Annotated in this window: 11 protein-coding genes; 6 read left to right on the forward strand and 5 right to left on the reverse strand. The window is 71.6% G+C overall.

Annotated elements, in window-relative coordinates; all coding sequences use genetic code 11:
• Positions 1-91: 91 nt before the first annotated feature.
• On the reverse strand, positions 92-610 hold the full coding sequence (locus ACFYW1_RS24840) for a DUF4245 domain-containing protein (RefSeq protein ID WP_388997199.1): 519 nt from the start codon (positions 608-610) through the stop codon (positions 92-94).
• A gap of 143 nt (positions 611-753) precedes the next feature.
• Here ACFYW1_RS24840 and glpX point away from each other — a divergent pair, with 143 nt between their 5' ends.
• On the forward strand, positions 754-1,785 hold the full coding sequence (glpX, locus tag ACFYW1_RS24845) for a class II fructose-bisphosphatase (protein WP_148838977.1): 1,032 nt from the start codon (positions 754-756) through the stop codon (positions 1,783-1,785).
• Positions 1,786-1,957: 172 nt separating this feature from the next.
• Here the strand turns inward: glpX and ACFYW1_RS24850 are convergent, their stop codons facing one another.
• Positions 1,958-2,326 carry a WhiB family transcriptional regulator gene (locus ACFYW1_RS24850; RefSeq protein ID WP_388997203.1) on the reverse strand — a complete coding sequence of 123 codons (369 nt, stop codon included), beginning with the start codon at positions 2,324-2,326 and terminating at the stop codon, positions 1,958-1,960.
• A gap of 368 nt (positions 2,327-2,694) precedes the next feature.
• The gene (locus tag ACFYW1_RS24855) at positions 2,695-3,354 is read right to left on the reverse strand and encodes a DUF1707 domain-containing protein (protein WP_388997206.1); all 660 of its coding nucleotides are present in this window, start codon (positions 3,352-3,354) and stop codon (positions 2,695-2,697) included.
• Positions 3,355-3,627: 273 nt separating this feature from the next.
• Between ACFYW1_RS24855 and ACFYW1_RS24860 the strand changes: the two genes are divergently transcribed.
• Entirely contained in the window at positions 3,628-5,295 is a 1,668-nt protein-coding gene (locus ACFYW1_RS24860; protein ID WP_388997209.1) for a fumarate hydratase, read from the forward strand.
• Between the two features lie 90 nt (positions 5,296-5,385).
• Here ACFYW1_RS24860 and ACFYW1_RS24865 read toward each other — a convergent pair whose 3' ends face one another.
• On the reverse strand, positions 5,386-6,372 hold the full coding sequence (locus ACFYW1_RS24865; protein ID WP_388997562.1) for a LuxR C-terminal-related transcriptional regulator: 987 nt from the start codon (positions 6,370-6,372) through the stop codon (positions 5,386-5,388).
• A gap of 70 nt (positions 6,373-6,442) precedes the next feature.
• Here ACFYW1_RS24865 and ACFYW1_RS24870 point away from each other — a divergent pair, with 70 nt between their 5' ends.
• Together ACFYW1_RS24870 and ACFYW1_RS24875 are read left to right on the forward strand one after the other, a co-directional pair.
• A complete protein-coding gene (locus ACFYW1_RS24870; RefSeq protein WP_388997212.1) occupies positions 6,443-7,870 on the forward strand; it encodes an MFS transporter in 1,428 nt (475 codons plus the stop codon).
• 448 nt (positions 7,871-8,318) lie between these two features.
• Positions 8,319-9,620, forward strand: coding sequence for a M18 family aminopeptidase (locus ACFYW1_RS24875; protein ID WP_388997215.1), 1,302 nt, complete (start codon positions 8,319-8,321; stop codon positions 9,618-9,620).
• Positions 9,621-9,709: 89 nt separating this feature from the next.
• Here the strand turns inward: ACFYW1_RS24875 and ACFYW1_RS24880 are convergent, their stop codons facing one another.
• Positions 9,710-11,239: a ricin-type beta-trefoil lectin domain protein gene (locus tag ACFYW1_RS24880; RefSeq protein ID WP_388997218.1), complete on the reverse strand. Its 1,530-nt coding sequence runs from the start codon at positions 11,237-11,239 to the stop codon at positions 9,710-9,712.
• Positions 11,240-11,343: 104 nt separating this feature from the next.
• Between ACFYW1_RS24880 and ACFYW1_RS24885 the strand changes: the two genes are divergently transcribed.
• A complete protein-coding gene (locus ACFYW1_RS24885; RefSeq protein ID WP_388997221.1) occupies positions 11,344-12,768 on the forward strand; it encodes a class II fumarate hydratase in 1,425 nt (474 codons plus the stop codon).
• 44 nt (positions 12,769-12,812) lie between these two features.
• Positions 12,813-13,514, forward strand: coding sequence for a DUF402 domain-containing protein (locus ACFYW1_RS24890; protein ID WP_388997224.1), 702 nt, complete (start codon positions 12,813-12,815; stop codon positions 13,512-13,514).
• Positions 13,515-13,646: the final 132 nt, after the last annotated feature.

A 13,646-nucleotide genomic window follows, 5' to 3' on the forward strand; every position in this document is an offset into this window, starting at 1 on the left:
GCCCCGGAATCCGCCGAGGATTCCGGGGCCTTCCCCGTACCCGCCACACATCACGCGCCACACGGCACGCGGTCGCGCGCATCCGCCCGGGTCAGGACCCCTTGAGCGCCGCGGCCATCTCCGCCAGCCGCTCCGTCGAGGCGGAGCCCGTGACGACCGTGGTCGAGCCCTTGTCGAGGCGCACGAGGGCGTCGTACTTGTCGCCCTTCCAGTGCTGCCAGTCCTCGCCCGCGACCTGTCGCGTACGGCCGGTGTCCCGGGCGTCCTGACTGACCTCGGTGACGTACTTCTGCGCCGGGGAGGTGGACTGCTCCACCGCGACGTACTTGCCGTCCGGGTCGAGGAAGCCCAGGTGCCAGCTGTTGCCCTGCGCACGGCTGTAGCTGACCGAGGTGGGCTTCCAGTCCCCGGCCAGTCCGTCCGGGGCCGCCACGGGGTACGGCGCGGCGCGGCGCGCCGTCAGAAGCTCCACCCGGTAGTCGATCGCCTTGACCGGGTTGGCGTTCTCGTCGTGCGGAATGAAGATGTAAGCACTCCCCGCGACGGCGGAGATGACCGCCATCGACAGGAACATGTCCCGCACCGTCTGCTTGCCTCGCTTGCTAGCCACGGACCCATGGTCGCATCAGGCCCGGCGGGCCCGACCCCGGGGGCGGCCCGCTCATAAGTGACCCGGTCTGCTCATTTTGTCGACCTGACGATAGAGTCACAGCACCCTCTTCCGGTCGTCGTCGTACAGAAAGGTGCGCTCCGATGTCCGAGCATCATCTGCCGTCCCAGCTGGAGGTCTCCCCGGAGGCCCCCGACCGCAACCTCGCCCTGGAGCTGGTCCGGGTCACCGAGGCCGCCGCCATGGCGGCCGGGCGCTGGGTGGGCCGCGGCGACAAGATCGGCGCCGACGGCGCCGCCGTGAAGGCCATGCGGACCCTCGTCTCCACCGTCTCGATGAACGGCGTCGTCGTCATCGGGGAGGGCGAGAAGGACGAGGCGCCCATGCTGTTCAACGGCGAGCGCGTCGGTGACGGCACCGGCCCCGAGGTCGACATCGCCGTGGACCCGATCGACGGCACGACCCTGAACGCCAAGGGCATGCCGAACGCCATCGCCGTGCTGGCCGCCGCCGACCGCGGCGCCATGTTCGACCCGTCCGCCGTCTTCTACATGGACAAGCTGGTCACCGGCCCCGAGGCCGCCGACTTCGTCGACATCAACGCACCCGTCTCGGTGAACATCCGGCGGGTCGCGCGGGCGAAGAACTCCGCCCCCGAGGACGTCACCGTCGTCGTGCTCGACCGCCCCCGCCACGAGGGCATCGTCAAGGAGATCCGGGAGACCGGCGCCCGGATCAAGTTCATCTCCGACGGCGACGTCGCGGGTTCCATCATGGCCGCCCGCGAGGGAACCGGCGTCGACCTGCTGATGGGCATCGGCGGCACCCCCGAGGGCATCATCTCGGCCTGCGCCATAAAGTGCCTCGGCGGTGTCATCCAGGGCAAGCTCTGGCCCAAGGACGAGGCCGAGCGGCAGCGCGCCCTGGACGCCGGGCACGACCTGGACCGGGTGCTGTCCACCGACGACCTGGTCAGCGGCGACAACGTGTTCTTCGTCGCGACCGGCATCACGGACGGCGAGCTGATGCGCGGCGTGCGGTACCGCGCGGAGACGGCGACCACCGAGTCGATCGTCATGCGGTCCAAGTCCGGCACCATCCGGAAGATCGACTCCACGCACCGCCTGTCGAAGCTGCGCGCCTACAGCGCGATCGACTTCGACCGCGCGAAGTAGCCACCACCGCGCCGAGGCCGGCCCCGGGACCGCGAGAGCCCGGGCCCTTCGGGGATCCCGGGAGCCGCCCGGGCCGCGGCGGAGGAAACGCGAAGAGGCGCCCCCCTGTGCGGTGGGGGCGCCTCTTCGCGTTGTCCGGCCCGAGCCGCTCGGCCCGCGTCGTCCGGCCCGGTCAGCCCGCCGCCGCGGCGGAGGACGCGGACGATGCCTTGAGCTCCATCTCGCGCCGTCTGCGTCGGGCGAGCACCACCCGGCGCTCGGCGGCGGTGAGCCCGCCCCACACCCCGTACGGCTCCGGCTGTATGAGCGCGTGCTCCTGGCACTCGATCATCACGGGGCAGCGCGCGCAGAGGCGCTTCGCCGACTCCTCGCGCGCGAGTCTGGCAGCAGTCGGCTCCTTCGAGGGGGCGAAGAACAGCCCGGCCTCGTCCCGGCGGCACACCGCCTCCGAATGCCAGGGGCCGGCCTGGTCCTCCCGCGCGGGGCTGCGCTGGGGAGGAACGGCGGCGACCTGCAGGGGCTGATGCGGCAGTTGCAGCACGGTCTACTCCTGACGACTTCGCGAGCGGGAGGCGATGCAACTTCCCCTACCCGCTGTGCGCGCGCCTATGCACTGAGTGGCTCTTCGTTCGGGTCCGCCAAATCATGTCCGAGCGGCAATTTGGCTTGTTCTCGAAGGGGTTCGAAGCAGTTCGAATGCGTTCCGGGAAATCCGGGGAGCCGGGAGCGAATCGGAAACGCCCGGAGCGTTTCGGAGAAGTCAGGAACAGTCCGGAGGGCTTCGGATGACTTCGGAGCACCCGGGAGAAGTACGACAGGAGCCGAAAGGTTCGGCGCGGGCGGGTTCGCCGGAATCCGGGTACGGCGAACCCGCCGCCACCGGGGACGTATCGCCTGGCAGGCCGCCCGTCAGCCGAAGTGCTTGCGGAGCCGGTCGTGAAGGTCCGCGATGAACTTTCCGCGCCTGGGCCTCGCCTCGACGCTGCCGAACACCGAATAGCCGTTGACGACGACCACCGGCGCTTCCGGATCCGCGGATTCCAATGTGGTGACTTCGAAATTTCCGAAGACGCCCGTGCCGCTGCCGCGCAGCGAGATGTTCTCGGGAACCCTGATATCGACGCTTCCGAAGATGGAAGTGGCGTTGATGACGGTGAGTCTCTGGCCGAAAAGAGCCTCGGTCAGATCGATCTCCACACTGCCGAAGAGCGCGAAGGCGTTCGTGCGGCTGCCGACCCGCCAACGGCCCTTGCGGGTGGACCCGCTGAAGATCGCCACCATGTTCTCGGCCGGGCCCGCGGGGTTGTCGTGGGCGGGCGTCCCGGCGGCGGCCGGGCGGGCGGCGGCCGAGGCGGCGGGCAGGTCCCGCACCAGTGGTTCGAGCTCGCCGACGGTCTTGGCGCGGTAGACCGCGTCGACCCGCTCGGCGTGTTCCTCGGCGGTGAGCCGGCCCTCGGCCATGGCTTCCCGCAGGATGTCCGCGATCCGGTCCCGGTCCGCGTCGGAGGCGCGGATACCGGCCGGCTCCGCGGGGGCTACGGGCTGCTGGGGGTGCTTTTCGAGGTCCACCGGCCCAGCGTACCGAAACGCGATAGATCGCGACTACCCCCGTGGACCCTGTCGTGTCGCCCCGCACACACCCCCCGCACCTGCGCGCACACCCCGACCGCATCCCCGCACGCCCCGGCCGCGCCCCCGCCCAATCGCCGTACCACGGCCCCGCCCCGGAAGGGTGGAACTGAGCCTTACCTCACAGCTTCGGCACCCGTGCGGCGTTCTACCCTGGTGGATGCGCTGCCCAAGGGAGGTCAGCCGCCGTCTGCCGAGTGAGGAATGGCCGTAATGCCAGAGTTTGCGTACTCCGATCTGCTCCCCCTGGGCGAGGACACCACGCCGTACCGCCTGGTGACCTCCGAGGGTGTCTCCACCTTCGAGGCCGACGGTCGTACGTTCCTCAAGGTCGCCCCGGAGGCCCTGCGCACCCTGGCCGCCGAGGCCATGCACGACATCTCGCACTACCTGCGCCCCGCCCACCTGGCGCAGCTTCGGCGGATCGTGGACGACCCCGAGGCGTCGTCCAACGACAAGTTCGTCGCGCTCGACCTGCTGAAGAACGCGAACATCGCCGCGGCCGGCGTGCTGCCGATGTGCCAGGACACCGGCACCGCGATCGTGATGGGCAAGCGCGGGCAGAACGTGCTCACCGAGGGCGGTGACGAGGAGGCCCTGTCGCGCGGCATCTTCGACGCGTACACCAAGCTGAACCTCCGCTACTCGCAGATGGCTCCGCTCACCATGTGGGAGGAGAAGAACACCGGCTCGAACCTGCCCGCGCAGATCGAGCTGTACGCCACCGACGGCGGCGCGTACAAGTTCCTCTTCATGGCGAAGGGCGGCGGCTCGGCCAACAAGTCGTTCCTGTTCCAGGAGACGAAGGCCGTGCTGAACGAGGCCTCCATGATGAAGTTCCTGGAGGAGAAGATCCGTTCGCTGGGCACGGCCGCCTGCCCGCCGTACCACCTGGCGATCGTCGTCGGCGGCACGTCGGCCGAGTTCGCGCTCAAGACCGCCAAGTACGCCTCCGCGCACTACCTGGACGAGCTGCCCGCCGAGGGCTCCCCCACCGGTCACGGCTTCCGGGACAAGGAGCTGGAGGAGAAGGTCTTCGAGCTGACGCAGAAGATCGGCATCGGCGCCCAGTTCGGCGGCAAGTACTTCTGCCACGACGTGCGGGTCGTCCGCCTCCCCCGGCACGGCGCCTCGCTGCCCGTCGCGATCGCCGTGTCCTGCTCGGCGGACCGCCAGGCCGTCGCGAAGATCACCGCCGAGGGCGTCTTCCTGGAGCAGCTGGAGAAGGACCCGGCCCGCTTCCTGCCGGACACCACCGACGAGCACCTCGACGAGTCGGGCGACGTCGTGAAGATCGACCTCAACCGGCCGATGGACGAGGTGCTGGCCGAGCTGACCAAGTACCCGGTCAAGACCCGGCTCTCGCTGACCGGTCCGCTGGTCGTGGCGCGCGACATCGCGCACGCCAAGATCAAGGAGCGGCTGGACGCGGGCGAGGAGATGCCGCAGTACCTGAAGGACCACCCGGTCTACTACGCGGGCCCGGCGAAGACGCCCGAGGGGTACGCCTCCGGCTCCTTCGGCCCGACGACGGCCGGCCGCATGGACAGCTACGTCGAGCAGTTCCAGGCGGCGGGCGGCTCCAAGGTGATGCTCGCCAAGGGCAACCGCTCCAAGCAGGTCACCGACGCGTGCGACGCGCACGGCGGCTTCTACCTCGGCTCGATCGGCGGCCCGGCCGCGCGCCTGGCGCAGGACTGCATCAAGAAGGTCGAGGTCGTCGAGTACGAGGAGCTCGGCATGGAGGCGGTCTGGCGGATCGAGGTCGAGGACTTCCCCGCGTTCATCGTCGTCGACGACAAGGGCAACGACTTCTTCACCGAGCCCGCCCCGGCCCCGACGTTCACCAGCATCCCGGTGCGGGGCCCCGGCCTCGCCTGACGCACCGGCACATCGCGCCCGCGGGGGCGTACCGGCGGCACGGTCGCCCGGTACGCCCCCGCGCGCCGTTCCCCGGGCCCCGCCCGGGGCTCACTCCTCCAGCAGGCCCGACGTCGCGACCAGGTAGCCGAGTTGGGCCCGGCTGTTGCTGCCCAGTTGCTCGGAGACCTTCCGCACGTGCGCGACGACGCTGCGGCGGCTCATGCCGAGCCGGCGGGCGATCGCCTCGTCCGTCTCGCCGCCCACGACCGCCTGCAGGATGGTCCGTTGCAGGTCCGAGGTGACCACCGGGGTGCGCAGCGGCACCCGTTCGGGGCGGACCGGGAGCGAGCGGGCCCACGCCTCGTCGAAGTGCCGGGCCAGGAAACGGACCAGGGAGGGGTGCTGGATGCGCAGGGCGCTGTGCGGGTCGTCGGAGAACGGGATGAAGGCGAGGTCCCGGTCGAAGACGATGATCCGGTCGGCGACCTCGGGGAGCGTCCTGACCTCGGCGCCCTCGGTCGTCACCCGTTCTATGTAGGCGAGCGTCACCCGGTCCGAGCGGACGGTGTGCTGATAGATGGTCCGCTGCCGGATGCCGCGGCGCAGGTTGTGCAGGTCCCGGGGCAGCGCCTCCTCCAGCGCGTGCATGGGGCGCCCGCCGCCGGGGTGGGCGGTGCGGACCTCCTCGCGGCAGCCGGCGACGCCCGCGTCGAGCGCCTTGCCGATGACGGCCTCGCCGGAGAGCCGGGTGAGGGCGGGCTGTTCGAGCCGGTGCAGATCGACGTACAGGTCCTCGAACTCGGCCAGGACGGCGCGGGTCGAACGGAGCGTCCGGCGCTTGCGGGTGATCGCCTCCTCAAGGGGCCCGAGCACGTCGAAGGAAGCGGTCTCCGGCGGTACGGGGATGAGGCGTCCCGGGGTGTCGCGGTCCTCCACCATCAGGTGCAGGGTGCTCAGGCAACGGGGCACCTCGCCCACCGGAAGGCTGCCCTCCGCGAGCGCCCGCCGGTAGACCGCGAGGGCCGTCCCGCACGCGTGGTCCGGTGACGATTCGCGGCAATCACACGCCCGTGGGCCGGAATGATCGTCCTTCACAACCATGCAGATTACATTCGCGCACCCGGCAGACCTCGGGTGAACGCGGTCACTCGGTGACGATGGGCCGGTGACGCGCGACATCGAACAGGCGAACGACCGGTCGGGCCGTGCCCCTGCCGCCGGCCCGGCCGACGCGGCGCGCGGGGAGCGCCGTTACCGGTTCCTCGTCGCCGGGTACGCGCTGTCCTCGTACGGCACCTTCCTGAACATGGTGGCGCTCAACCTGTTCGTCTACGAGACGACGGGCCGGGCCCTGGCGATGGGTCTGTTCATGACCGTGCGGCTGGCGTCCGGCTTCGTCGCCGGGCTGGTCGCCGGCGGTCTCCTCGCCCGGTTCGCCGCCAAGGCCGTCATGCTGTGGACGAACGTGGCGCAGGCCGCGGTGATGCTGCTGCTGGTCCTCGCGCCTCAGGGGGCGCGGACGGCCGCGCTGATGTCCGTCTCCGTGGTGGTCGGCGGCTGCGGGACGCTGTTCATGGTGGCGCTGCGCAGCTCCATTCCCGAGATGGTCGGCGAGGACCGGAGGTCCTGGGCCAACTCCCTCTCCATCACGGGCCGTTCCCTGGCGATGGTGGCCGGTTTCGCCTCGGCGGGCGTGGTGGTCTCGCTCGTCGGGTACACCGCCGCGTTCGTGGTGGACATGGCGACCTTCGTGGTCTGCGCCGTGACGGTGTCGCTGCTGCCGATCGCGGGCGGGGGGAAGGACGGGGAGAAGAGGAAGGGCGCGGGCGAGGTTCCGGGAGCAAAGGGCCGGAGGGCGGGGCGGCGGTGGCGGTGGCGGATGCCCGGCGCGTTCCTCGCGACGGCCGCCGTGCCCGGTCTGGCGCTGATGGTGGTGCTGCGGAGCGTGGACGCCCTCGGCTCCTCCTCCCACAACGCCGCGCTGCCGGTCCACTCGGCCGCGCTCGACGCGGCGCGTCCCGCCGTGTTCGTCAGCGCGTTCTGGTGTCTGTGGGCGCTGGGCAACGTGGTCGCGCAGCAGGTGATCCAGCGGTACGCCGGACGCACCGGGCGGTCGGTGGGCGCGGCGGGGTTCGGGTACGGCACGTGTCTGATGTCCGGGGCGTTCGTCCTGGCGTTCGCCGACTTCCCGATGGCGGCGACCGCCGTGATCGCGCTGGTCGCCGGAGCGGCCGACGGGCTCACCGAGGTCTCGTACACCTCCCATCTGCAGACGCTCTCCCCCGATCTGCGCGGCCACGCCTTCGGGCTCTCCGCGACCGTGGAGAACCTCGGCTTCGGCGTCGGCATGATCCTGGTCTCGGCGGTGCTGGAGAGCCACCGCCCGCTGACCGTCGTCGCCTGGTCGCACGGGGCGGCCGTGGTGGTCGCCGTGGTGTTCCTGATCAGGATCTCGGCCCTGCGCAAGCGATCCGCCGCACCGGAGGCTCCGAACACACCGAGCGCGCCGGACGCACCGGACGTGTCGAACACCCCGGATGCGTCGGAGGCGTCGGAGCGGTCCGTCGCCGAGCGTGACGGGCGGAACCGATGAACCCTCGCACCCGACGAAATCAAGCCAATCTTGAGCTCCCCGGCTCCGGGGCCCGCCCGGCCGGCCCCGGAACCCGCCCGTACCGCACCGGAACCCCTCCGTACGGGACTCGCCCGCCCGGTCCCCGTCGCCGCGGCCCGGTGTCCGTCGCCCCGGGTCCGGGGCCGGGTGCGGCCGTGCCCGGTCCGCGGTCCGGCACCGCCGCTTTCACGCAGCGGGCGGCGGGCCGGACTTGCGTCCCCCCGGGCCGCTGCGGTGAGTTGTCGAACGTTCCTGCAGTACTCCGCCGACCCGGCGGCCGGCGCCCCGTGCCGGGAGCCGGGAGACCCACCCCGGCCGGCCTCCCCGGCCGGTCACCGCACCGCACCGCATATGCCGCAACGGGCCGGGCGGCCCGCTGCGGCTTCCTCCACCCTCACCGTCGAATCACCGGAAAGGCGGACGCCGAATGACGCCGCTTCCCCACCTCAGCCACGCCGATGACCTGCTGTCCTTCATCAGCGCCAGTCCTTCCCCGTACCACGTGGTGACGAGCGTCGCCCAACGCCTGGAGAAGGCCGGCTTCCGCGAGTTGCGCGGCACGGACGACTGGACGGGAACGACGGGCGGCAGTTTCGTCTCCCTCGGCGGTGCGCTGATCGCCTGGTACGTCCCCGAGGGCGCCCCGGCCCACACCCCCTTCCGGATCGTCGGCACCCACACCGACTCCCCGAACCTGCGGGTCAAGCCCTCCCCCGACACCTCCACCGCGGGCTGGCGGCAGATCGGCGTGGAGATCTACGGCGGCGTCCCGCTGAACACCTGGCTGGACCGCGACCTGGGCATCTCCGGGCGGCTCGCGCTGCGCGGCCCCGGCGGCACGGCCGACTCCCGGCTGGTGCGGATCGACGAACCGCTGCTGCGGGTGCCCCAGCTGGCGATCCACCTGGACCGCACGGTCAACGAGGGGCTCGCGCTCGACCGGCAGCGCCACCTGGCCCCGGTGTGGGCGCTCGGGGAACGCGCGGAGGGCGCCCTGCTGCGCCGGGTCGCGGCGGCGGCCGAGGTCGAGCCGGAGCGGGTGATCGGCTGGGACCTGATGCTCCACGACGTCCAGCCGCCCGGATACCTGGGCGCGGACCGGGAGTTCGTGGTGTCGTCGCGGCTAGACAACCTGGTGTCCGTGCACGCGGGCGCCACCGCCCTGGTGGCCGCCGCGACCGCGGCCGACGAGCCCGCGTACGTGCCCGTCCTGGCCGCCTTCGACCACGAGGAGGTCGGCAGCGGGTCGGAGACCGGTGCGCAGAGCCCGCTGCTGGAACGGGTGCTCAACCGCTCGGTCCTCGCGCGCGGCGGCGGTGCGGAGGACTGGTCGCGTGCCCTGTCCGGGGCCTTCTGCGTCTCCGCCGACATGGCCCACGCGGTGCACCCCAACTACGCGGAGCGGCACGACCCGGACCACCGTCCGCTGCCGAACGGCGGCCCCGCCGTCAAGGTCAACGTCAACCAGCGGTACGCCACCGACAGCACCGGCGTCGCGGTGTTCGCGTCGGCGTGCGAGCGGGCGGGCGTGCCGTGGCAGCCGTTCGTCTCCAACAACGCGATGCCGTGCGGCACCTCGATCGGCCCGCTCACCGCGGCCCGGCTGGGCGTGGCGACGGTCGACGTGGGGGTGCCGGGGCTGTCCATGCACTCGGCGCGCGAGCTGTGCGGGACGTCCGACCCCGGTCATCTGGGCGCCGCGCTGGGCGCGTTCATGACGTCCGGCTGAGGGCCCGTCCGGGGCCCGGACACCGCCGGGGGCGGGACGGCGGCTGCCGTTCCGCCCCCGGGGCGTTCACCGGCCGGACCGGTCGCAGGTCACGCGAACCGCTGCTGCGCGCTGCCGTCGCAGCTCTGCAGCCTCAGCGGTTCCTTCGCCCCCGCCAGCGTCAGGCACAGCCCGGTCGAGGCCGCCGGGCGCAGGGTGCCCGACTGGCGCACGAACTGCTGGTTGGCCGCGCCCGAGCAGTTGTACAGGATGGCCGTGACGCCCGCCCTGTAGTCGGCACCCGGCACGTCGAGGCAGCGGTCGTGGCTCAGCGCCGTGCGGAGGGTCTTCGTGCCGGAGTCGTACCACCAGCTCTGGTTGCGGCCGCCGTGGCAGTCCCAGCCGCCGACCTTCGTGTCGTTGCGGGTCACCGAGCCGGGGGCGTCCACGCAGGTGCCCGTGGCCTCGTTCTTCAGGGGCTCGAAGAGGTCGTCCCACGCCCCGGCCCGCAGGACCGGCTTCCCGGTGCTGGCGGGGTCGGCGCAGCTCGCCTCGCGCAGGTTCGAGTTGTAGACCTGGGTCAGGCAGGACGCGAAGGCGCCGTGGCCGGCCGCGTTGGGGTGGTAGGACTGCCGCAGCGAGTTGGAGTCCGGCGGGAAGTGCCCGAGGTCGATGTAGAGGCCGCGGGCCCAGGTGGACTCGCTGCACACCTCGTGGCCGTGGAAGAGCCGGGAGTTGTCCAGGTAGACGGCACCGGTGTCCGCGGCGGCCCTGCGCATGCCGCGCTCGAAGGCGGGCACCGCGACGTTGCGGCCCCAGGCGGCGTCGGAGTCGTAGCCGGCACAGCCGCCGGGAAGCTTCCCGGGGAAGTTCGGGTTGTCGTAGAAGTCCGGGCCGATGGGGCTCGGGTAGCCCATGACGACGAGCTTGTAGTCGCCGTCGGCGTAGCCGGCCCCCGACATGACGGTCCGCAGGTCGCGCACCGTCCTCTCGACCTTGGGGACGAGTCCGTCGACCCGCGCCTGCCAGCCGCCGTCGTACTTGGGCTCGCAGGTGCCCTGGGAGAGCACCCAGCGCGTGACGCAGTCCGTCATGACCGGACCGAACTGGAGGTCGTCGTTGGCACCCGCCACCAGCACGATCATCTTGATGCGGGTGTTGCGCGCCTTGATGGCGAGGTTGTCGCTCTGCACCAGTTCGTCGGCGTACTGCTTCGAGCCGCCGATCACGATGTTGCCGGTGTACGCGCCGGAGCAGGAGACGTTGTACGTGACGTCCGCCGGAATGCCGGTGCGGTGGATCGCGGAGTCGGGCGAGCGGTGGCACCAGTTGTCGGGGCCGTTGGTGCCGGACTCGTACGTACCGACGCCCTCGCCGGATATCTCGCTGTCGCCGAGCGAGATCAGCCCCGTCTTGCGCTCGGCGAGCGGGCGCTCGGCCGGGTCGCCGTACAGCCGGGTGGCCTCCGCGGCGCGGATGGCCTCCAGTTCGGGCGACAGGGGGGTGGATGCGATAGGGGTGGTACCGGACCGTTCCGCCGCGCCTGACGGTCCTGCGGCGGCGACCGCGCCGCCGAGCGCCGCCGCCATGGCCGCGGCGGCCGCGACCGTACGACGAAGCCTGTGCCTCGTGCGCCTCATTGCGCCTCCCGGGTTGTGGTTACCCCCGGTATTTACTGGTCGGTAGCCCTCTTGGGAATAGAAACAACAAGACAAGTGCTCAACTTTTTCAGGAGGTTGAACCCATGGACGACTCACAGGGCGGCGCACCGGCCCCCGCGGACGGCACGGAATTCCGCGTCGAGCACGACTCGATGGGCGAGGTGAGGGTCCCGGCGAACGCCAGGTGGCGGGCCCAGACGCAGCGCGCCGTGGAGAACTTCCCGGTCTCCGGACAGCGGCTGGAGCGGGCCCACATCGAGGCCCTGGCCAGGATCAAGGCCGCCGCCGCGAAGGTGAACGCCGAACTGGGGGTGCTCGACGCGGACATCGCCCTGGCGATCCAGGAGGCCGCCGGGGAGGTCGCCGAGGGGCGGTGGGACGACCACTTCCCGGTCGACGTCTTCCAGACCGGCTCGGGCACCTCGTCCAACATGAACACCAACGAGGTCGTGGCCACCCTCGCCACCGAGCGTCTGGGCCGCGAGGTCCACCCCAACGACCACGTCAACGCCTCGCAGTCGTCCAACGACGTCTTCCCCTCGTCCATCCACATCGCCGCGACCGCGGCCGTCACCGGCGACCTGATCCCGGCGCTGGATCACCTGGCGTCCTCCCTCGAACGCAAGTCCGCCGAGTTCGCGACGGTGGTGAAGTCGGGGCGCACCCATCTGATGGACGCCACGCCCGTCACCCTCGGCCAGGAGTTCGGCGGCTACGCGGCACAGATCCGGTACGGCGTCGAACGGCTGCGCGCCTCCCTGCCCCGCCTCGCCGAGCTGCCGCTGGGCGGCACGGCCGTCGGCACCGGCATCAACACGCCGCCCGGCTTCTCCGCCGCCGTCATCGCCGAGGTCGCCCGGGCCACCGGACTGCCGCTGACCGAGGCCCGCGACCACTTCGAGGCGCAGGGCGCGCGGGACGGCCTGGTCGAGACCTCGGGCCAGCTGCGCACCATCGCCGTCTCGCTCACCAAGATCTCCAACGACCTGCGCTGGATGGCGTCGGGGCCGCGCACCGGCCTGGCCGAGATCAGCCTCCCCGACCTCCAGCCCGGCTCCTCGATCATGCCGGGGAAGGTGAACCCGGTCGTCCCCGAGGCCGTGCTGATGGTCGCGGCCCAGGTCACCGGGAACGACACGACGGTCGCCGTCGCGGGCGCCGCGGGCAACTTCGAGCTGAACGTGATGCTCCCGGTCATCGCGAAGAACCTGCTGGAGTCGGTGCGGCTGCTGGCCAACGTCTCGCGGCTGCTCGCGGACCGCACGGTCGACGGGATCACCGCGCACGCGGAGCGGGCCAGGGAGTACGCCGAGTCCTCCCCGTCCGTCGTCACCCCGCTGAACAAGTACATCGGCTACGAGGAGGCCGCGAAGGTCGCCAAGCGCTCCCTCGACGAACGCCGCACGATCCGCGAGGTGGTGCTGGACTCGGGCTACGTCGAACGCGGCGACCTCACCGTGGAACAGCTCGACGAGGCCCTGGACGTGCTGCGCATGACCCGCCCGTGACCCGCACCGCAGCCGCCGGGCGCCGGGCCGCCTAAAATCCGTCCATGACAGGTACGGGCAGCGGACAGACCGAGCACTGGGCACCCGGGGACCACATCCTCTGGCGCTACCGTCGCAACGACCCGCCGCCCGCGCCGGGGCGGGAGGCGGCCCCGGCCCCGTTCCACATCTGCCGTCCGGTCACCGTCGTGCAGGACACCGACGAACTGCTCGCCGTGTGGGTGGCGCCGGGCACCGAGTGCGTGAAGCCGGTGCTGGCGAACGGCACCGACGTGCACGCCGAGCCGCTCGCCACCCGCTACACCGCCCCGCGCACCACCGCCCGCACCAGCTGGCTCGGCAACGGCGTGCTGAAGCTCGCCCGGCCGGGCGAGCCCTGGTCGGTCTGGCTGTTCTGGGAACCCGCCTGGCGGTTCCGCAGCTGGTACGTGAACCTGGAGGAACCGCACACCCGGTGGGGCGGCGGCGTCGATTCCGAGGATCACTTTCTCGACATCTCCGTGTACCCGGACCGCAGCTGGGTGTGGCGCGACGAGGACGAGTTCGACATGGCCCGGCGGGCCGGTCTGATGACCCCCGGGGCCGCCCGTGACGTGCGGGCCGCGGGCCTCGCGGCGGTCGATGTGATCCGGGAGTGGGGCGCCCCGTTCCGGGACGGCTGGGAGGACTGGCGGCCCGATCCGCGGTGGCGGGTTCCGGTGCTTCCGGATGACTGGGACCGTACCCCCACGCGTATGCCGTCGTGAGACCCTTGATGCATCCCTGGGGGGCAAACGTAGGATCGTCCTCCGGAGGGCCGCTCCACCCCAACCGGGAGGTGCGGCACAGCACCTGATCACAAGTCACCGCACGAGCACCGCGCACTGCATGAGCTGTAT

The sequence above is a fragment of the Streptomyces sp. NPDC002669 genome (assembly GCF_042889165.1).
In the GTDB taxonomy this organism is placed as follows: domain Bacteria; phylum Actinomycetota; class Actinomycetes; order Streptomycetales; family Streptomycetaceae; genus Streptomyces.